Source organism: Pseudovibrio sp. JE062 (genome assembly GCF_000156235.1).
Taxonomy (GTDB): Bacteria; Pseudomonadota; Alphaproteobacteria; order Rhizobiales; family Stappiaceae; genus Pseudovibrio.
This window is the reverse complement of record NZ_DS996805.1, coordinates 159985-181068: the sequence shown is the minus strand read 5'-3', so window position 1 is coordinate 181068 and position 21084 is coordinate 159985. Positions and strand designations below refer to the sequence as shown.

The window sequence follows — 21084 nt, the reverse complement described above, 5'->3', positions numbered from 1 at the left end:
GGGAAAACATCGCTGTCACTGGTAAGGCACGCTCTGCCATCCGCAAGGCGACCAAAGCCTCCGCCCGCCAGCAATACGGCGGCCTCGGCAAGCACATCCTGGAACGCGCGTTCTCTCATGCAGGCAAGGACTTTGATGAGGCCGCTCTGGAAGCGCACATCAAGAAGTTCAATCTGGAATCCACGCTCGACCTGCTCGTAGCAGTAGGCCGCGGCGACATTCAGGCAGGCGCAGTCCTCGAAGTCGCGTATCCTGACTACGCACCGGCGCAAGGCACTGACCGCAATACAAGCACCCCTCCAGCAGGCTCAGCCTCTGAAGGCTGGTTCGATCTGGATAAAGGCAGCTCGGTCAAGTTCAAGATCCCTGAGGGGTCTGAGGACGGCGCAAAGAACGGCTCCCTGCCGATCCGCACCAGCGTATCCGGCTCCCTTCCGGTACGCTTCGCCCCAAGCGGCGGCGCAGTACCGGGCGACCGTATCGTTGGCATTCTGACACCGGGCGTTGGCATCACCATCTACCCGATCCAGTCTCCGGACCTGAAGGAGTTCGACGATCAGCCTGAGCGCTGGCTCGACGTTCGCTGGGACATTGACCCGAACGCACCAGAGCGCTTCCCAGCGCAAATCAGCGTGTTTGCGGTCAACGAACCAGGATCACTGGCGGCTATCACCAAAGTGATTGGCGACCATCGCGGCAACATTGATAATATCAAAATGATCCGCAAAGCCTCTGATTTTCACGAGATGCTAATTGATCTTGAGGTATGGGATTTGAAGCACCTGAATCTGATCCTGAACCAGCTGCGCGCCAAACCCAATGTCTCCGAAGCGCAAAGGGTGAATGGCTAGCCGCTGATAATAAAAAGGAAAACCCATGGGCCCAAATGCAGTCCTGGACGTTTTCAGAGAAACAGACGCCCTGAAGGAAGGCCACTTCGTTCTTCCTTCAGGCTGGCACGGCTCAGCCTACCTTCAACGACAAAAGCTGCTTGAGTATCCCGACAAAGTCGAGATACTCGCCTCCGAGCTGGTCAAAAAAATCGCCGCTCATCAACTCCTGAACTTCTCCCATTTCGTTGCCCCCAGCTTAGGTGGGCTCATCGTTGGCCTGCAAACTGCAAGAATCATGCAGAAAAGTGCCCTATGGTTACGTCGCGAGGGCGGCGCGCTGACCACAGGCCCGGCAACCATCCCTCCAAAGTCAAATGTATTTATAGTTCAGGATGTTGTAGGAACAGGTCATCTATGCCTATCCACAATTGAGGCCTTGCAGTCACTGTCTCTTAACACCGTAGGTGTTGGTTGTTTTATCGACAGGAGTCTTGAGGATACAGACTTGGGAGTACCGCTAATATCTCTTGCTCCATTAAAACTGCCGGTGTATGCAGCCGAGAATGTACCAAAGGAACTCGCTGAGATACCGGCCATAGAAACAACCCCTGTCGAGCCATTCACCTGGCACGATTGAGAATAAGCAAAGTACTTGAACCGAAATGATTTTTAAACGGCGGGATAAACCAACAAGAATAGAACGTATCCGCGTGGCTGTCTGGCCACGACACAGTTGGTCTCGCTCATTCAGGTACTTTACAAAGCGCGTTCTGCGCCTCTCAGCAAGCCCTCAAAAGGTGGCTGCAGGGTTCGCAGCCGGTGCCGCCGCCTCATTTACACCATTCATTGGCTTTCACTTCATTCTCAGCTTCGTTCTGGCCTACATCCTGCGCGGAAACCTTCTGGCTGCTGCATTGGGCACAGCAGTTGGCAACCCGCTCACCTTCCCGTTCATCTGGGCCAGCACCTACAAGGTCGGCCTTTACATCATGGCTGAAGGCGATCGCCCGCTACCGCATTTTGGCGATAAGCTCGATCACTCCATGCTGTCCCAGTCACTGGACACCATCTGGCCAATCCTGAAACCCATGCTGATTGGCTCGATCCCGCTGGGTCTTGTCGCAGGCGTATTCTTCTACTTTGTTGTTCTGGGTTCTGTGTCTACCTACCAGAAAGCCCGTGAACACCGCTTCCGCCTGAAAAGAAAACTGGCAGCAAGAAGCAAAAAAGCAGATCAGGACAAATAAAAGCGGGCAGCTGGTAAAGCGCCTCACCCCTGATCAGATGAACAAGAAGCTCAAACGCTCCTTGAAAAAGCATTGCACCTGAACAACTTACTCTGAAGGCTTGTGGGTTTTCCGCTCACGCGCCAATATATCCGTCAATCAACGAGGCACAGATGATTATTGGCATTGGCAGCGATCTGAGCGACATCCGCAGAATAGAGAAAACGCTCTCCCGTTTTCCTGATCGCTTCACAAAACGCGTCTTCACAGACGTTGAACGCGAAAAGGCAGAAGGGCGCGCCAACAAGGCAGCGACCTATGCAAAGCGCTTCGCCGCCAAAGAAGCCTGCTCCAAGGCTTTGGGCACCGGCCTGTCAATGGGTGTTGCCTGGAAAGAGATGGGCGTGGTCAACCTGCCAAGCGGTAAGCCAACTCTGCACCTGACTGGCGGCGCGAAAGAAAGACTGGATAAACTTGTGCCAAAAGGCTTTGTGCCACGAATTGACCTTACAATTACGGATGATTACCCGCTGGCTCAGGCATTTGTGGTCATTTCGGCCTGGCCGGAGGACTGGCCCGGCCTAGAGCCGTGAAAACGTAAATGAACTGGATTGCAGAAGTGGCCTTGAACCGCTAAGAGATCCACCTATGTGAATTTTATTGTCTGGGGACTGACTCGCCTTAACAAAGTGATGGGCACCGGGCCAAGCGAGTATTCTCTTACCACGAAGGATGAACATGAGCCAATCCAAAGAAAAGGAGCAGGAAGGCGGCGTATATGAGACCATTAAGGTCATCGCCCAAGCACTGCTGCTCGCTCTGGTTGTTAGAACATTTCTTTTTCAGCCATTTTTTATTCCTTCGGGCTCCATGAAAGACACTTTGCTCATTGGCGACTACCTGTTTGTCTCCAAGTATAGCTACGGCTATTCAAAGTACTCCTTCCCGTTTGGACTGGCACCGTTCGAAGGCCGCATCTGGAGCTCACCGCCAGAGCGTGGTGAAATTGCTGTCTTCAAACTGCCGAAAGACAATTCTACAGATTACATCAAACGTGTGATTGGCCTGCCGGGTGACGAAATTCAGATGATCAATGGTGTACTGCACATCAACGGCGAAGCTGTTGAGCGCAAGCGTATCGACGATTACATCGAAAAAGATGCCTACGGCAACATCCACAAAATCCCGCGCTACATTGAGACATTACCGAATGGCGTGAGCTATCAGACTCTTGATATCACAACCAATGGCTCGCTGGACAACACACCCGTTTATCACGTACCAGCAGATCGCTATTTCATGATGGGCGACAACAGGGACAATTCGCAGGACAGCCGCGTTCTTTCTGAAGTGGGCTACGTCCCGTTCGAGAACTTTATCGGCCGCGCTGAGATCATCTTCTTCTCCGTTGAAGACGACCAGCCAGCATGGATGTTCTGGAAATGGCCTTGGACCGTTCGCTGGGATCGACTTGGTGACGTACTCTAACAAGCCTGCAGCGCAGGCTTTGAAGGAATTAGCCGGAATATGAGCAGAAGAAAAAGACCGGTATCTGACGCAGCGCTGGAAGAGCGCATTGGCTACAAGTTCACGAACAAGGAACTCCTTGTTCGTGCGCTGACTCATGCCAGTGCCCTTCCGGTTGCCAAGGCTTCTTTGCAAAGCTACCAGCGCCTTGAGTTTCTTGGCGACCGCGTGCTTGGCCTTGCGATTGCGACAATGCTGGAAGAAAACTTCCCTAAAGCGGATGAAGGGGAACTTGCTCGTCGCCTGAACCAGCTTGTGAAGCGCGAAACCTGTGCTGAGGTCTCAAAGGTCATTGGCATTGGCCAGCACATGCGCGTGGGCGAAGCTGAGGCGCACACTGGCGGCAGAACCAAAACGGCAATTCTTGCAGACATGTGCGAGAGCCTGATTGCAGCAATTTACCTTGATAGCGGATTTGACGAAGCAGAGAACTTCATCAAGCGCTATTTTGCTGAAAGAATGGTATCTTACACAGGCCCGTTGCGAGACGCCAAAACAACGCTTCAGGAGTGGGCCCAGTCCAAAGGACGCCCTACCCCGCAATACGAAACAATCTCTCGCAGTGGTCCCGACCACGCCCCGATCTTCAAGATCCGCGTCAACGTGGAAGGTGTGGACCCGGGCGAAGCAGTTGGAAGCTCAAAGCGCATCGCTGAACAGTCCGCTGCCGAGAACATCCTGCGCCGCGAAGGCGTATGGAGCGAATAGGTCTTAAATGAACGACGAAAACAACAACAACGACGACCTGCCGGAAGGCTTCAACTTCGGCCTGGCGCCGGTCAACGAAAACTCACGCGCTGGCTTTGTCGCGTTGATTGGCGCGCCAAACGCGGGCAAGTCTACGCTGCTGAACCAGTTGGTTGGCACAAAAGTCTCAATCGTCACCCACAAGGTGCAGACAACCCGCGCAATCGTACGCGGCGTTGCCATTGAAGACGACAGCCAGGTTATCTTCGTTGACACTCCAGGCATCTTCCGCCCGAAACGCCGTCTCGACCGCGCAATGGTCGACACAGCTTGGGGCGGAGCAAAAGACGCTGACGTGGTAGCCGTGCTCATCGATGCCAAGAAAGGCATTAATGAAGCGGTTGAGCGCATCCTGAACGAACTGGAACACATCAAGCTTCCAAAAGTTCTGATCCTCAACAAGATCGACATCACCAAGCGCGAGCAGCTGCTGGAGCTGGCAGCAAAAGCCAACGAATACACCAAGTTCGATCAGACCTTTATGGTCTCCGCGATCAATGGCTCCGGCACCAAGGACATTCTGAAGTACTTCTCTGAGCAGATGCCAAAGGGTCCATGGCTCTACCCGGAAGATCAGGCCTCCGACATTCCTCTGCGGATGCTGGCAGCTGAGATCACCCGCGAGAAGCTTTACCTGCGCCTCCACGAGGAACTGCCGTACATCTCCACCGTCGAGACCGACAAGTGGGAAGACAAGAAGGACGGCTCCATCCGCATCGAGCAGACCATCTTTGTTGAGCGCGACAGCCAGAAGTCCATCGTGCTGGGTAAGAACGGCCAGACCATCAAGGCAATCTCCAAAGCAGCACGTGAAGAGCTCACAGAAGCTTTCGAGACCAAGGTCCACCTCTTCGTATTTGTGAAAGTGCGCGAGAACTGGTCCGACGACCCTGAGCGTTACCGCAACATGGGACTGGACTTCCCACACTAAAGCGTATCGCTGAAAAGTGGGAACCGGTTTTCAGATCAAAATACGCAAAATCAAAGGCTAAAGCAGTTCGTGCACTTCAACGAAAATGCGAACTGCTTTAACTTTTCACAGGCAAGTTCAAGATGCAGTGGCAAGCAGAAGGCATCGTCATTGGAACGCGCAAGCAGGGTGAAAACAACATCCTGCTTGAAGTCCTGACGCCTGACAGAGGCCGCTGCCTTGGCTTGGTGCGTGGCGGCAGATCGCGCCGCCAGCAACCTGCCCTTCAACTGGGCAACCACCTCAATCTCACATGGCGTGCCAGACTGGATGAGCATCTGGGCTTCTTCACCGTTGAGCCCTTACAGCTCCGCGCGGCCCACCTCATGCAAACAGCACGCGCCATTCACGGTCTGCAAAGCCTGTGCGCGCAAATCCGTCTGTTGCCAGAGCGCGATCCACACCCCAATCTGTTCCATGCGCTGGATGTCATCCTCGACCATCTGGAAGATCCGCAAATCGGTGCAGCACTTGTGCTCCGCTTTGAGCTGGAACTGCTCAATGAGCTTGGCTTCGGTCTGGACCTCACAGAATGCGCTGCTACCGGCGCAACTGACGAACTGATCTGGGTCTCTCCCAAATCCGGAAGAGCCGTCTGCAAAACCGCAGGCCAGCCTTACGCCAGCAAGCTCCTGACCCTGCCAGAGTTCTTAAAGGCTCCACAGGCACGCCTTTCGCAAAACATCCAGATCTCAAAAGGCGACATGGAAGCCGGCTTCTCACTCACCGGATACTTCCTGTTCAAATACATCTACGAGCCACGCAGCATCCCCTGGCCGCCAGCACGCGACAGCTACGTGACAGCGCTCAAGAAAGACTTCGCTGAACTCTCAGACATGAGCTGAGAAAGCACAGCCTCAGCCTGACTGCGGTCCATTTCCACCCGGCAGAACAATCACCGGCCCAGTGCTATCCCCTCCCAGCGGAACATAACGCTTTTGAGGCGGCGGAACATAAGGGTGCTGTTCTTCTGGTGGAGGCTGAAACCAGCTGCGAAGAACACCCGGCGCTTCAACAACGGAGTTCTGCTCCGCCCATTCTGTTTGGGCACTCTGCTGCGCCGAACCTTGAGGGACGGATCGCTCAGTATCTGCGGCATGACTGCAAGCAGAAACCGCAACCACCCCAAACGCCATCACAAATCCTTTGACAGTAAGCACCTGCATAAACTGCATTGGTTCACCTCCCTACTTCTTCTTGGTTTTACTTTCAGGGATCACCAGCGTAGGACTGTTGCTCTTACTACCCAGTGGAATACGGATTTCAGACTGAGCAGGCTCTTGCTTCTTGGCTGTCTGCTTTGGATCCTTCTTCGGATCAGTCGCAGCGGCTTTGGGATCTGCCTTGGTGGTCTTCGTAGTTGCCTTCGACTTGTCCGCATCAGCCTTTTTATCAGACTTCGGGAACTCCAATTTGATTTGCGGAGAAGACTTGCCGGAACCAGCCAACACCTCAGGCGCAGCCAAGAGGCTGCCTGCAAATGCAACAGTGGCGAACACGGAAAGAGTTTTCTTATAATTCAACACCTTATCTCCCTGCCAACAACAATATCCTGCCATTTCCTAGGCTTAGGGTAGTCGAGCAAGTATCAGGCTGACTTAAACCAACGCTGCAAATTCGAGCATTGGTCGAAACAGGTTGTTACCGCTGCTATTTGTGGTTGATTAAGGGGGGCTACGTATTCACCGCAGTGAGTCGCAAACACATGCCCATTACACAGGACTAAACCTTGAAAAAGCGCTGTTTTCTGAGGATTTCATAGGCAGAACGGTGCGTTAGCATGGACAGAACAAGCCAAGAACGATAACCAAGTGTCATGGGACAGGAAGTGATTGGCCAGGATGGCCCGGAAACAATCAATCTTAAAGATGCACTGGAAGAGCGCTACCTCAGCTACGCTCTGACAACCATCATGCATCGCGCACTGCCAGATGTACGCGATGGCCTGAAGCCAGTGCACCGTCGTATTCTTTACGGCATGCGCCTTTTGAAGCTCGATCCTAATCAGGGTTTCAAGAAGTGTGCGCGTGTTGTCGGTGACGTCATGGGTAAATACCACCCGCATGGTGACGCCGCCATTTACGACGCTCTTGTCCGCCTCGCGCAGGATTTCTCCGTGCGCTACCCGATGGTGGACGGTCAGGGCAACTTCGGCAACATCGACGGCGATAGCGCTGCTGCGATGCGTTACACCGAAGCACGCATGACCGATGTGGCCACCCGCATTCTGGATGGCCTCAACGAAAACGCTGTCGACTTCCGCGAAACCTACGATGGTCTGGATTCTGAACCGGTTGTTCTGCCGGGCAGTTTCCCAAACCTTCTGGCAAACGGCTCAACCGGCATCGCGGTGGGCATGGCAACCTCCATCCCGCCACACAACGCCCATGAGCTTTGCAACGCCTGCCAGCTTCTCATCTCCAAACCAGATGCAGAAGTGGAAGAACTCCTTGAGCACATCAAAGGCCCAGACTTCCCGACTGGTGGTACCATTGTCAACGATAAGGGTTCCATTCTGGAAGCCTATAAGACAGGCCGCGGCAGCTTCCGCACCCGCGCCAAATGGCACAAGGAAGAAGGCCAACGCGGCACCTACAACATCGTTGTCACCGAAATTCCTTATCTCGTTCAGAAGTCCCGCCTGATCGAGAAAATCGCTGAACTCCTTATGGCGCGCAAACTACCGCTGCTGGATGACATCCGCGATGAATCTGCTGAAGACGTGCGCGTGGTTCTGGTTCCGCGCAACAAGAACGTTGATCCTGAACTGCTCATGGCTTCTCTGTTCAAGCTGACGGACCTGGAAAATCGGTTCTCGCTGAACATGAACGTCCTGTCCAAAGGCGTCGTGCCAAAGGTCATGAGCCTCAAGGAAGTCCTGCAGGAATGGCTTGAGCATCAAAAAGAAGTTCTGGTTCGCCGTTCCAACCACAGGCTCGACCAGATCAACCACCGTCTTGAGGTTCTGGAAGGCTATCTGGTTGCCTACCTGAACATCGACGAAGTGATCCGCATCATCCGTGAAGAGGATGATGCCAAGGCGTCCCTGATCAAAGCCTTCGACCTGACAGAAGTTCAGGCCGAAGCGATCCTGAACATGCGCCTGCGCTCCTTGCGAAAGCTCGAAGAGTTTGAGATCAAGAAAGAACACGACAAGCTCTCCAAAGAGAAAGCTGGTCTGGAAGCCCTCCTCGCCTCCGACAAGAAGCAGTGGAACCGTGTTTCCAAACAGGTCGGTGAGATCGGCAAGGCCTACGGCCCTGAAACCGAAATCGGTGCCCGCCGCACAGACTTCGGCACAGCTGATGATCGTGATCTGGAAGAGATCAATCAGGCTATGATCGAGAAAGAACCAATCACGGTTGTTATCTCCGAAAAAGGCTGGATCAGAACGCTGAAGGGCCATGTACAGGATGTGACCAACCTCGCCTTCAAACAAGGCGATCAGCTGCACCTGTCCTTCCATGCAGAGACGACCAGCAAGATCCTGATCTTCACCAGCGGCGGTAAGTTCTACACCCTTGGCGCTGACAAGCTGCCGGGTGGTCGCGGCCATGGCGAACCGATCCGCCTGATGCTGGATATGGATGAGACGCAGGAAATCATCAGCGCCTTCGTGCATGACCCAGAACGCAAGCTCCTTATGTCCACCGACGGAGCCTATGGTTTTGTCGTTCAGGAAAAAGATGTGATTGCCAACACCCGCAAAGGGAAGCAGGTCCTCAACGTAACAGCTCCTGCAAAAGCTGTTCTGTGCGTACCGGCTATTGGAGACTATGTTGCGGTCATCGGCCACAACAGAAAGCTCCTCACCTTCCCGCTTGCCCAGATCGCAGTCATGACACGCGGTCGCGGTGTGCGCCTACAGCGTTACAGAGACGGTGGCATCTCCGATATCAAGACCTTCGATTCAGAAGAAGGCCTGACCTGGACAGATGCATCCGGTCGCATCTTCAAGCGCACCCTGGAAGAAATGCAGGATTGGCGCGGAGACCGCGGTCAAGCCGGACGCCTGCCACCAAATGGCTTCCCAAGAACCAACAAATTCGATGGAAGTTCAACAGGTTAACGCGAAACTCGGAATCAAACTCTTCGCAGTTTTGCAAGCACCTACAAAAACAGAGCCTAAATGGCTCTGTTTTTCATTTTAGGTGAATCATAGCCTCAGCAACACCGGCTAAGTGACTCTAAACGCAGGAGATCTGAACGGCAGCAGCGCGCAAAACAGTGTATCGACATAAACGGACTGCCGGGTCATCCGATCTCGCGTCAGCAAACCAAAAGCACCGCCTTTGTGCTTGATGTTCTCCGTACCAAAAATCTCATCAATCGCATGCCCCAGTTCTACACCAGACCGCACCAATTGCATCACTTTGTCTGGCAGGGGAAGCAGCATGGAGCGGCTTGCTGAGACCTGCCCTTCGCGGGAAATCACAACCATCCAGGCAAAGGTGTAGGCAATGCCGTGCAGCTCACAAATGCCGCCTTCCAGCCCCACCCCAAAGTCCGCATCAGCCTCTGCCTCCAGCGCATTTTCCGCACGCTGAACAGCACCCTGACGCGTCTCCTCATCATTCATCGGCTGGTCACCAACGCCAGATGGCACACTGGCCGAAACCAGATCAATCTCATCTGCAGGGAACTGAGCCCTGAACGCCTCAAGCGTCGCATTCACCTTGACCGGATTTTGAGAGGCAACAACAACTTTCATTAAAACACTCCAGAACAATCAGAGTTCTCTGGCCTACATTTTGAGCAATCAGAAACAGACCTCAACACAAGCGCGAGCGAGGCTCACACAAGCAAGGGCAAAATCACGTCGGACCTATCTCACTGACGCTCCATTTGACTTGCCTGATCACCAAACGGCGCCTCCAAGTCGCTCCGCGTGAAAACAGGATAGACAGGCAGCTCAGGCGCAGCATGGATTGTCGGAGCCCCTTCACCGCGCCAAATAGCACAAATAACGGCCCGAACATCTGCCCCTTCTTGCGTAGCTAACTGCAATGCATCAGCAACAGCCCCACCAGTAGAGATAACATCTTCAACGAAGACGACCTTTCGCCCAGTCAGATCCTGACCCTCAATCGCACGGCATGTACCGTAAGATTTAGGCTCTTTTCGAACAAACGCCGCAGGAAGACCAGTTTCCAGAGACATCGCGGTGACGAGCGGGACGCCGCCAAGCTCAAGGCCAGCGATGATTTCCGTCGCTGCCGGAAGCAAGGCGCTCATGGCTTGTGCGAGCGGTCGCAAAATGTGGGGAAGTCCTTCGAAGCTGTACTTATCGAAGTAACGATCAGAAACCTGCCCGGAACGAAGTACAAACTCACCTTCGAGTGTTGCAACTTCTGCAATTTGCCGCGCCAAATCGGGCAACAACAACTTCGTTTCGCTAGACATCCGCTCCACCTCCAAGTTCAGTTGCTCCTTATTAGAAGGAATGCAACTTTCCGGCAAGTTTTCGCAGCAGTCTTAATTGAGCAGGTGTAAGGAGAGGAGCTGGAGCATCACCAGCAAAACTTGAGATGCTCTAGCCGTTTTTCAGCAGACGTTGCTTTTCGCGGTTCCAGTCCCGCGTCTTTTCAGTTTGGCGTTTATCGTGGGCTTTTTTACCCCGAGCCAGCGCAACTTCCATTTTCGCCCGTCCATCTTCGTTGAAGTAGATCTTCAACGGCACGATGGTCTTGCCTTCCTTCTGAACAGCAGCAAACAGCTTGTTCAGTTCCCGGCGATGCATCAGCAGTTTACGTGGACGGCGAGGCTCGTGGTTAAACCGGTTACCCTGCGTGTACTCAGGAATGTAGATGTTGTAGACCATCATCTCACCCTGATATTCAGCAGCATAGCTTTCGGCGATGTTGCTTTTGCCTTGGCGAAGAGACTTAACTTCAGTCCCCTTCAGCTCAATGCCAGCCTCAAACACATCTTCAATTTCGTAGTTAAAACGGGCCTTCCGGTTATCCGCAACAACCTTGCGCCCGGGAACGCCACCTTTTTTGGCAGCCATTTCTTTTCCTTATTTCACTCAATAAAAGCCTCCGCGCACACTCATACAAGGTGCGCGGAGCAACAGCTTAGTTGATCAGGCCCGCATGAACCATAGCCTTACGAATGCTATCCTGAGTTTCTTCAGTCACCTGAACCAGTGGCAAGCGCAGCTCGTTCTCCATTTTACCAAGCAGAGACAGAGCGTACTTTGGACCAGCTGGGTTCGGCTCAATGAAGAGAGCCTGATGCAGCGGCGCAAGACGATCCTGAATAGACAGCGCAGTCGCGTAATCACCCGCCAGGCAAGCTTCCTGGAACTGAGAGCACAATGCAGGAGCAATGTTCGCAGTCACAGAGATGCAGCCATTACCGCCATGAGCGTTAAAGCCAAGCGCCGTGATGTCTTCACCAGAAAGCTGGATGAAGTCCTTACCACACAGATGGCGCTGTTCAGATGCGCGTGCAAGGTTCGCCGTCGCATCTTTCACACCAACAATATTGTCCACTTCATGGAACAACTCAGCCATGGTCTGGCTTTCCATATCAATAATGGAACGACCTGGAATGTTGTAAATGAAGATCGGCAGATCTACAGACGCAGCAATCGCCTTGAAATGCGCCTTCAAACCAGCCTGATTTGGCTTGTTGTAGTATGGCGTAACAGACAAAATCGCATCCGCGCCCACTTCCTGAGCGTGCTGCGCAAATTCAATTGCTTCAACCGGGTTGTTGGAGCCAGCGCCTGCCATAACAGGAACGCGGCCTGCAGAAACCTCAACTGCCATCTGGATGACACGCTTGTGCTCATCAAAAGAAAGTGTTGGGCTTTCACCGGTTGTTCCCACGGGCACCAACCCGTGGGTGCCCTGTTTTATCTGCCAATCCACGAATTCCCGGAAGGCCTTCTCATCCACTTTGCCATCCTTGAAAGGTGTGACAAGTGCTGGAATTGATCCTCTAAACATCTCAGGTTCCTCGTTGGATTACATATATACAGAGCAAAATTTGCCAGTGCCCTCAAAGGGGTGGCATACAATAATGTGATCTAGCCTATCTCGGCAACATCACCAAGAGTTTCTCTTATAAGATTCGGGAATTTTTTTGTGCTCATATTTAGGCCAGTTTCACAGGTGAGTATTACGGGCCCTTCGGCAAAACATTAAACAGATATTTACCCTGTTTGTGGCAAGCAGAATGAGGGACTTTTTGGGAATTAAACCGTCCGGTGCGTTTTTGCCGGATTAACAGCACTCAGGTGAGACGGGCCGACGAGTAGTATGCGTATCCGTGAGTTTCTTTTAGTATCGACACGTGTTAGTGCGATTGCCATTGCCACGACATTTTCCGCATCGGCATTTTCTGCTGTATCCTCTTTGAATCACAGCGTAATTCCAGCTCCGAACCCTGCAAAGGTTGTGCGCACCGCCGCCCTGAGCACGCAGCATGCTGCTGTGCAAAGCGGATCACGTGCCGCCACGCCGCGCTCCAAGCCACCCGTGATCGGCAAGGGCTATGCAGACGGAACAAACAACACTCAACTGTCCAGTTATGCCCCGGCAGCACCTGCGACAAGCGGCCCGGCACAGGTTTCAGGCCGCCCATCCAGCCCACAAAATGCGCTGGAAGCAACCGCCGCGCTGACAAGCTCTTATCCACAGGGATTGAGCACAGCTCAAGCAACAGGGTCTGTTGAACCACTCAAAACAGTGCTCCAGCACGTCAAAGCCGGACGTCTGAATGAAGCACTACGCGCCCGTAATGCATTGCCGAACAATCTTGACCGCCGTCTGGCAGATTGGTTCATCATGCTGCGCGGTGGCCCGCAAACCCCCGTCACTCACATCGCTCAGTTCGCCGCAGACGCCCCGCATTGGCCAACAGCTAAAGTCGTGCGAGCACGTGGTGAAGCCGCCCTCGCTGTGTCCACTCTGACACCGGATCAAATCATCGCGGCATTCGGCTCTACTGTGCCCGAAACCAATGACGGCAAACTGGCGCTGGCAAAAGCACATCTGGCCAAAGGCAACCGCAATGAAGCTGCTAAGCTCATTCGCCCACTTTGGCAAACCACAGCATTCGAAACAGAAGATGAAGCTGCCATCCGCAAGGCATTTGGCAGCTTGCTTCGTCAGAAAGATCACCGCCTAAGAGCAGAAATGCTCCTGTATCGCGACAGAGCAAAAGGCGCTGAACGCCTGCTTTCTGAACTCTCACGCGATGAACAGACATATATAAAGGCACGCATCGCCAGCATCCGCAAAAACGGCAATGCACTCAGCAAGTTAAAGAGCGTGCCTCGCTCAATGAAATCCGACAGCAATTACCAGTTTGCGTTGATCCAGCACTACCGCTTGCAAGGTGACTACAACACCGCGGCCAAGCTGATGGAAGCAGCTCCAACCGATCCAAAGGTGCTGCTGAAGGGCGACAGCTGGTGGAAACAACGCCGCGACATTTCTCGTGAGATGATCGAGGCCGGACAACCACGCCGCGCCTATAACATCGCCGCCAATCACGCCGCAGAATCTCCGGGCATGATTGTTGAGGCGGAGTTCCACGCCGGTTGGTTCGCGCTGCGCTATGTCGGCGATCCACGCCTTGCTGAACCTCACTTCAAACGCATCGCGAAACTGGGCAAAACCTCCCAGACGCTATCCCGTGCCTATTACTGGCTGGGCCGGACCCGCGAAGCACTGAAGGACACAGAAGGCGCTATCTCCTATTACCAGCAGGCCGGTGCTTTCCAGACCTCCTATTACGGACAGCTGGCTCTCGCCAAGCTCGGCATCAACCAGATGCCACTGGCATCCCTGCCGGAAGTGACGTCAGCAGACCGGAACGCATTTAACAGCAACGAGCTCGTTCAGGCGATCAAACGACTGGACAAAGCCGGACTGCACAATGATACACTGTTGTTTTATACACACCTGGCGCGCACACTTCCGACCAACGGACAAATCCGGCTCCTTACAGAGCTTGCAGAGTCCCGGGGCGTCTATCAGTGGGCCACCATGGTTGGCCGTCTGGCGCAGGCCGAACGGGTGGAAGCCGCACCACTGGCTTACCCAACCAACGCAATTCCGCGCAAAACACGCATCACAAAAGGTGTAGAAAAACCAGTCGTTTACGCGATCGCTCGACAAGAGAGCTCATTTAACCCGAAAGCGCGCAGCAGTGCAGGCGCATTGGGATTACTTCAGCTCATGCCGGGGACAGCACGTGACACCGCACGCAATCTCGGCGTCTCCTACAAGAAGTCTCGCCTGACCTCCGACCCGGCCTACAACGCCACACTCGGCGCTGCATTCCTGGGTGAACTGGTAGATGAGTTTGGTGGTTCCTATATCCTGACGTTTGCAGCGTACAATGCTGGCAAGAACAAGGTGAAGGAATGGATTGAGCGCTTCGGTGATCCTCGCGATCCAAAGGTCGATCCAATTGATTGGGTTGAATCAATCCCTTACGGCGAAACACGAAACTACGTGCAACGCATCACAGAGAACCTGCAGGTTTACCGCTACAAGCTTGAAAACAAGCCGCTGACCATCACACAGGATCTTACACGCGGGTACTGATCGCTTTCTTAAGCACTATTTTTTTTCAAAAAAGCCCGGCAATCATGTCGGGCTTTTTTGCATCTGAAACCGAACATCAACCTTTACCAAGCGAATGCCCATCTCCCCCCTCAACTTTGACAAGACAGGTGAACAAACCTGCCCTATGGTGAGGATAACCACCCAGCGAGTCATCAGGCACCTGTTACAAAGCGTAGTCACGACAAGCGCCTGAACAACACTTTTGAGCAACAGTCAGAAGCCGGGGAACAAACCGGACCGCTCTGCTTTCGCTGGAAACGCAGAAGCATTTCGGGAGGATTTTATGCTTCAAGCCTCTGATTACATTGATGTTGATCTTCAAAACCTGACAGGCACAACCCGCTTCACCTGGAAAGCCAGCGACGGCCTCACACTCTCCGCAAACATCTGGGAACCGGATAATCCCCGTGACCCAACAGTCCTCTGCCTACCCGGCCTCACAAGAAACACCAGAGATTTCTTCCACTTAGCAAACTTCTTAAAAGAAAACGGCCTGCGCGTTATCGCCATGGATTACCGCGGCCGCGGTCATTCGGATCACTCTGAAGACTACGAAAGCTACAGCCTTGAGCAGGAAGCGGACGACATCGACCGCGGCATCGAAGCGCTCGGCCTCACTCAATTTGCCCTGATTGGAACCTCCCGCGGCGGCCTTCATTCCTTCTCTATGGCACAGCGCCACCCAGAACGCCTTTTGTCAGTCATTATCAACGACATAGGTCCTGTCATCGAACCTCCTGCACTCGATGATATTGTCACCGCGGTTGGCACAGTCATGTCACAACCAAGCATGAAAATCGCAGCAGAACGCTTGGCCAGCATACACGGTGCAACCTTCACCACCATGTGCGAGGCCGACTGGATAACCTTTGCCAATCAATTATATACCCCCTTTTCAGAGGGCGTAGCTCTTCGCTACGACAAACGCTTGGGCGACACCATCCGCGGAGAACACGAAGCCGCCCCGGAAGAAGACCTCTGGCCTTCCTTCAATGCCATGCAACCAATTCCACATCTCCTGCTCCACGGCGAAAACTCGCGCCTTCTTTCAACAAACACCGTCGAAATGATGCAACAACGCCATGAAAACATGGAGCTATTGACGGTACCCAACCAGGGCCACGCCCCACTTCTATGGGACAACCTAAGTCAGGATCGCATCCTGAGCTTCATTCTACAGCACGCCTAGACACAAAAAAGAGGAGTTGGATCGTGCAATCCAACTCCCAAGTTCTTCAAGAAACTCTGTATTTTAGAAAGTCGTCTGGACCCTGAAGAGCGCACTCGCCTCATCAAAATCCTTCTCATCATCAGGAGACGTTCTGGAGTACCCAAGATCCACGCCCATCTCCATGCCAGCAACCGGTGACCAAACCAAATCCCAATCCAACGCAAACCGATCAAAGTCCGGGAGCGCCGCGCCAGTTGGCGTATCAACCACCGCATAGCTTGCATCAAAATCCGTTCTCACTTCCGGCGTCACATAGTGCGTAAACCCACCAGAGAAGGACAGCGCCTCGGTTTTCCGTGTATCTCCGTTGATGTAATAGGCGTCAAAAACCTCATCGTCATCAATGCCTACGTAAGAAACTGCACCATTTGCATACTGGAACTGCAAGGCCATAGCATCCTGACCACCCAGTTGCGGTAGGTTAATAATAGCCCCCGCCCCCATGGCCCATCCAATATCGCCGGGAACATATGCAGCTTCTGGACGAATATTGGTTACAGCAGCTGCAAGCTTGGCACTGCCCCAATCCCCATCCATCCGAAACGCAGCAATCGCATCCGGCGCTTTGTTACCAGCCTTACCATTCTCGCTGGCGACACCCGTAAACACGCCGTGTGCCCGATAAACAGGGTCCTCAATGGAAACAGTCACGGATACCCCTCCATCAAACACTTCGGTATAAGCTGCAGCCCATGAGTTGGTATCAGACCAATCCCGATGCACCGCCCCAAACGTTGCCCCAGTAAAGAAGTCGAACAGAGAGCCCGTCCGGCCGATCGTGAAGCCACCAAACTGAATGTACGCCTTGTTCAAATCCATTTCCGGAGACTCTCCATACCGTTCCGTGTCGGTGTCCACGGTGGCACGAAGCTCAGAAAACGTACGAACAAAGCCAAACTCGGTCTCGGATCGCGCATCCATACGGATGTAAGACCGAGCCCGGAAGCGCATAGAGTTCAGATCACGCCCCTTAGGACCATCATCAACCACCCCACCCCAGTTATTGGGCTTTTTCGGGAACCGACGATACTGCGCATCCGTCCGCACGCGCCCACTCAAGCGCAGGCATGTTTGTGTTCCAGGAATAAAGAAAAAGCCCTCTCCGTAAGCATCACAAACCTGAACGTAGTCCAGCGGCTCCACCAGATTAAGTGGCTCAGGCTCAGATTCAAAAACAGGTTTAGGCAAGTCAGACGCCTGTGCTGCTACTCCGAATGACAGCAAGACCGGCAGGAATATTAGCTTCTTCGTCATGGTATCGAACCTCCATCCGTCACTCGGAGTAGTCGAACACCCACAAATGCGCCGCTATTAATCGGCTGCAATGACTACCCCTGTGCAACTAGACAATTACGCCAAGGTTCAATTTTCGCAATTACTATGGATTGGGCAGGATTTTCTCACCCAATCGAAACGAGCAAAGGATTTAACTGAGCAAAATAGTGCGGATTAAGAGATCACCCAATCGGATTACTCATTGAGAACTTAAGTACCACACACAAATGGGAAAGCCCGACGGGTTGGAACCGCCGGGCCTGAGAGACTGATTGAAAGATCAGGATATATGAACTTCAACCAGATATAGATTAGAAGGTTTTGAGCAAAACCAAAACTCATAAAATCTTGAAGTAGTACCTTCCTATACCCCCTGCACATGCAAGTCTGTGGCAGGTATCACATCAAGGCTTTATAAAAACGGTCCCGGCGACACCGCCGCCGAGACCCTCAATCTAAGAGATCTTAGAAGGAGTACTGAACGCGAGCAGTAACCTGTGCGTTTTTGTTGTCTTCGGAGTCTTTAGACCAACCACCGTCGAGAACAACAGCCATGCCGGAAACTGGAGCATAGTTCAGAGAACCGTTAACTACAGTGTAGTTGTAGTCAGCTTTACCCTGCTCGAGTTTTGTCCAGGAAGCGTCAAGAGCTGCTGTAACTTTGTCGGAAAGACCAACTTCCAGACCACCTGCGAAGGTGTAGCCTTTTGCATCGTCAGCACCACCATCGGTGAACTTAGAAGCCTGTGCACCACCGATGTAGGACAGAGCATTGTTCGCGTAAGAAGCACCGAAACCAACTTTTACGTTTTCCAGAACAGATGCTTCAACAGTACCTGCTACAGCGAAACCGTAGTCGTTATCGGAGTAAGCGTGTGCTGCACCGGAAAGGTTTGCAGAGAACATACCCTGAGTAAGAGCCAGAGCGGATTCGAAGTTCACGCGGTTCTTAACGCCTGTGCCGGTTGCACTTGCTTCTGCATCCATAACACCGAAGGAAGCTGTAAAGCCGTTACCCATGGAAGCGGTTGCAGAAACCTGCAGAGCATCTTCACCACCTTCAGCTACACCGATAGTGCCGATTGCGGAATAACCACCAAATGCGTCATAGATTGAACCGGAACGACCGATCAGGACAGAAACGTTGTCGAAGCCCAGCTGCAGGTAAGCAGAACCCATGCCCACTGTGGAAGAAGAAGACTCGTTCCAAGAAGCTGTCAGTTCGGTGTATGTCTTAATAGACATCAGTTCTGTCTGAGTCATGGACTCGAGGAACAGGTAACCGCGAGCAAGAGCAGAATAGTCGTTACGCTTTTCAGCAACAGCAGCTTTTGTTTCTACTGCAGCAGCAAGCAACGCATTTGCATCAGCCAGTTTGGTAGCAGCAGCAGCATCGTTTGAAGCATCGCCATCTGCGAGGTCAGCTTTTGCTTCAGCAACAGCTGTATTCCAAGCTTTTACATCCGCAGCAGATACAGAGTCTGCAACAGCAATATCAGCAGAAATAAGGCTGTTACCAGAAGCGGCTACAGCTGCACCAGCGTTGTATTCTGCATCTGTTGCTTTGTCAGTAACACCAAGCTTTTTGGTCAGGTTGTGAGAAACCCACTGAGTGCGGATACGGCCGTGTACGCGGATGCAGGTGTCCTGACCTGGCAGCTGGAAGTAGCCAGCGCCGTATGCGTCACAAGCCTGAACGTAGTTTACTGGCTCTGCAACTACTGGAAGGTCAGCAGCCATTGCTGGAGTTGCAGCTGCAGCAGCTGCTGCTGCGAGTGCGATTTTCTTGAAGTTCATCACAAGCTTCCCATAATAAGGATTTCAAACTTTATTTAAAACAGAAGCTCGAACAGCAATTAGGCATCACAACCATAAGCAGTTCGAACCTGTCCCCTTGAACCTTCCGCCTCAAACCAAGTGCCTACTTAGTGAGAAAGCCCCCTGAAGGTTCGTGAGGAGAAATTACAATGAAAAGATTTTTAGGCAAGCCTATTTCAGTTTTCACTTTGCCTATTTCTACTTGTGATTTTTGCCTGTGTTTTTTTTACAACAGAGACAGCATCCAGAAAATGTTCGCAAAAGCAATTGTCTGACTTGAACCAACATGCCGATGAAATCGTTTTCTCCGAATGGAAGAGTCGCACGATGGGCGTATAAAGTATAATAATATCAACAAGATAACCAATTGATGGAGAGTATCTACATTGCACTTGAGCGTTTAACGAGCAGCATTTTCTACAGTGAGAAGCGGAGATATTCGGCTAAAGGTGAGAATGTGAACAATGTCATTGTAGAAATGGGCAATTTTTCAAATTTGCCCAAAGATCTGCGCATGAGACTGAATCAGTTTCGAAAACAGAAAAGCTTTGGCCTTAGCGTTTCAGGCAAGATCGGTAAGCTCTACGCTTACAGAGCAAGCATTAAATATTCAGTGCACCAGTTACCTATTGCCTTACACAGGAGTCTCAATAGAGCCGCTTAACTCACTTTGAAGCAGAATTGTACGGTACATCCTAGAACCACCCCGAGCCCCTATTTCACGCAACATCCATACAGGCAATAAAAAACCCCGGTGACAATCGCCACCGGGGTCATTCGAACTTGATAGCGTAAAGCTATCGAAATTCTTACACCAAATTAGAAGGTGTACTGTACGCGAGCACCAACTTTTGCAGTGTCAACGTCGTCAGAACCTTTTGCAGATTCTTCAGCCCAACCTGCTGCCAGAGCAAGACCCAGACCGGAAACTGGAGAGTATACTACAGAACCGTTTACAGCAGTCTTTGTGTAATCGTCTTTCTGGTCCAGAGCGAGGTAAGAAACGTCGAGCTGTGCAGAGATTTTGTCAGTCAGAGCTGTTTCAAGACCACCAGACAGAGCATAACCGGTTTTCGCAGCCATGTCTTTGTCGGAAGTGATGTAAGCACCAGCTTCGTCAGCGTACTGAGCCTGGAATGCAATCTCAGTACCTTCCTTGAGCATGTCAAGGTTGAAGGTAGCAGTTGCACCTACAGCGTAACCGTAGCCATCTTCGTCTGCTTTGTTATGAGCAGCACCAGCAAGCTTGAAGGAGCCCCAACCCTGAGAAACTTTCAGAGCACCAACGATGTCAAGAGCGTTGTCTTCACCACCACGGTAGGAGGATTCTTCTACAGAAGCTACTGCAGTGAAGCCATTGCCGAGGTCAGCAGTAAAGGATGCCTGAAGAACTGCCTGGTCAGACAGGGAGATGCCTACAGGAAGGATCCAAGTGTAACCGGTGAAGCCGTCGAACTGAGAACCTTCACGACCGAAGAGGAAGGAACCGTAGTCTGCACCGATCTGAACCCATGCATCGCCAAGACCGTTGGAACCTTCACCATCGTCGTTCCAAGTAGCTGTCAGCTCTGTGAAAGTCTTGATTGTACCGATGTCGGTAGCAGTCATGGAGGTGAAGTACAGGTAACCGCGAGTGTAAGAAGAGTAGTCGTTGGTTTCTTCTTCGGTTGCTGCTTTGGTCTCTACGAGATCGTTTACATCTGCCTGCAGCGTTGCAACAGCTGCAGCTTTAGCTGCTTTCTTTGCAGCGTCATCAGCACCAGCGTATGTAGAGAAGTCTTTCGCCTGCTCATCTTTAAGTGCTTTAACTGCAGCATTGTAACCAGCTGCATCAACAACAGTACCGTCAGAGATCTTAGAATACTCTGCG

At 52.4% G+C, this 21084-nt stretch carries 20 protein-coding genes; 11 read left to right on the top strand and 9 right to left on the bottom strand.

The window, feature by feature from the left end:
• The 8 genes from PJE062_RS26805 to recO form a co-directional block, all read left to right on the top strand.
• The coding region (locus PJE062_RS26805) for a RelA/SpoT AH/RIS domain-containing protein (protein WP_037035741.1) at positions 1–851 on the top strand (851 nt) is incomplete at its 5' end.
• A gap of 25 nt (positions 852–876) precedes the next feature.
• Positions 877–1470, top strand: a complete 594-nt coding sequence (locus PJE062_RS00795; RefSeq protein ID WP_008546661.1) for an orotate phosphoribosyltransferase — start codon at positions 877–879, stop codon at positions 1468–1470.
• Between the two features lie 25 nt (positions 1471–1495).
• On the top strand, positions 1496–2080 hold the full coding sequence (locus tag PJE062_RS00790) for a DUF2062 domain-containing protein (protein WP_008546843.1): 585 nt from the start codon (positions 1496–1498) through the stop codon (positions 2078–2080).
• 152 nt (positions 2081–2232) lie between these two features.
• Positions 2233–2652, top strand: coding sequence for a holo-ACP synthase (gene acpS, locus PJE062_RS00785; protein WP_008547316.1), 420 nt, complete (start codon positions 2233–2235; stop codon positions 2650–2652).
• 145 nt (positions 2653–2797) lie between these two features.
• Complete coding sequence (lepB, locus tag PJE062_RS00780; RefSeq protein WP_008546781.1) at positions 2798–3547, top strand: signal peptidase I; 750 nt, start codon at positions 2798–2800, stop codon at positions 3545–3547.
• Between the two features lie 39 nt (positions 3548–3586).
• Positions 3587–4294 carry a ribonuclease III gene (rnc, locus tag PJE062_RS00775; protein ID WP_008546396.1) on the top strand — a complete coding sequence of 236 codons (708 nt, stop codon included), beginning with the start codon at positions 3587–3589 and terminating at the stop codon, positions 4292–4294.
• A 7-nt stretch (positions 4295–4301) separates the two neighbouring features.
• Complete coding sequence (gene era, locus PJE062_RS00770) at positions 4302–5264, top strand: GTPase Era (RefSeq protein ID WP_008546420.1); 963 nt, start codon at positions 4302–4304, stop codon at positions 5262–5264.
• 122 nt (positions 5265–5386) lie between these two features.
• A complete protein-coding gene (gene recO / locus PJE062_RS00765; protein ID WP_008546534.1) occupies positions 5387–6148 on the top strand; it encodes a DNA repair protein RecO in 762 nt (253 codons plus the stop codon).
• A gap of 12 nt (positions 6149–6160) precedes the next feature.
• Here recO and PJE062_RS00760 read toward each other — a convergent pair whose 3' ends face one another.
• Positions 6161–6478, bottom strand: a complete 318-nt coding sequence (locus PJE062_RS00760) for a hypothetical protein (RefSeq protein ID WP_008546365.1) — start codon at positions 6476–6478, stop codon at positions 6161–6163.
• 12 nt (positions 6479–6490) lie between these two features.
• Positions 6491–6829 (bottom strand): hypothetical protein, encoded by a 339-nt coding sequence (locus tag PJE062_RS00755; RefSeq protein WP_008547161.1) that lies wholly within the window; start codon positions 6827–6829, stop codon positions 6491–6493.
• 290 nt (positions 6830–7119) lie between these two features.
• Between PJE062_RS00755 and parC the strand changes: the two genes are divergently transcribed.
• The gene (gene parC, locus PJE062_RS00750) at positions 7120–9372 is read left to right on the top strand and encodes a DNA topoisomerase IV subunit A (protein WP_008547299.1); all 2253 of its coding nucleotides are present in this window, start codon (positions 7120–7122) and stop codon (positions 9370–9372) included.
• A 108-nt stretch (positions 9373–9480) separates the two neighbouring features.
• Here parC and yjjX read toward each other — a convergent pair whose 3' ends face one another.
• The 4 genes from yjjX to dapA all read right to left on the bottom strand — a co-directional run bounded on the left by yjjX (position 9481) and on the right by dapA (position 12259).
• Positions 9481–10014 carry an inosine/xanthosine triphosphatase gene (gene yjjX, locus PJE062_RS00745; protein ID WP_008546238.1) on the bottom strand — a complete coding sequence of 178 codons (534 nt, stop codon included), beginning with the start codon at positions 10012–10014 and terminating at the stop codon, positions 9481–9483.
• 119 nt (positions 10015–10133) lie between these two features.
• A complete protein-coding gene (gene pyrE, locus PJE062_RS00740) occupies positions 10134–10706 on the bottom strand; it encodes an orotate phosphoribosyltransferase (protein WP_008546188.1) in 573 nt (190 codons plus the stop codon).
• A 130-nt stretch (positions 10707–10836) separates the two neighbouring features.
• A complete protein-coding gene (gene smpB, locus PJE062_RS00735) occupies positions 10837–11313 on the bottom strand; it encodes an SsrA-binding protein SmpB (protein ID WP_008547141.1) in 477 nt (158 codons plus the stop codon).
• Between the two features lie 67 nt (positions 11314–11380).
• Positions 11381–12259, bottom strand: coding sequence for a 4-hydroxy-tetrahydrodipicolinate synthase (gene dapA / locus PJE062_RS00730; protein ID WP_008546810.1), 879 nt, complete (start codon positions 12257–12259; stop codon positions 11381–11383).
• A 408-nt stretch (positions 12260–12667) separates the two neighbouring features.
• Between dapA and PJE062_RS00725 the strand changes: the two genes are divergently transcribed.
• Positions 12668–14869, top strand: coding sequence for a transglycosylase SLT domain-containing protein (locus PJE062_RS00725; protein ID WP_208982082.1), 2202 nt, complete (start codon positions 12668–12670; stop codon positions 14867–14869).
• A 304-nt stretch (positions 14870–15173) separates the two neighbouring features.
• On the top strand, positions 15174–16079 hold the full coding sequence (locus PJE062_RS00720) for an alpha/beta fold hydrolase (RefSeq protein WP_008546525.1): 906 nt from the start codon (positions 15174–15176) through the stop codon (positions 16077–16079).
• Between the two features lie 63 nt (positions 16080–16142).
• On the opposite strand, the gene PJE062_RS00715 is transcribed toward PJE062_RS00720, so the two are convergent.
• The 3 genes from PJE062_RS00715 to PJE062_RS00700 all read right to left on the bottom strand — a co-directional run.
• Positions 16143–17375 (bottom strand): porin, encoded by a 1233-nt coding sequence (locus tag PJE062_RS00715; RefSeq protein ID WP_008546464.1) that lies wholly within the window; start codon positions 17373–17375, stop codon positions 16143–16145.
• A 486-nt stretch (positions 17376–17861) separates the two neighbouring features.
• Positions 17862–19193, bottom strand: a complete 1332-nt coding sequence (locus PJE062_RS00710) for a porin (protein ID WP_008546495.1) — start codon at positions 19191–19193, stop codon at positions 17862–17864.
• Between the two features lie 840 nt (positions 19194–20033).
• Positions 20034–21084, bottom strand: a 1051-nt coding sequence (locus PJE062_RS00700; RefSeq protein WP_050773801.1) for a porin, incomplete at its 5' end; no start/stop codon positions are given.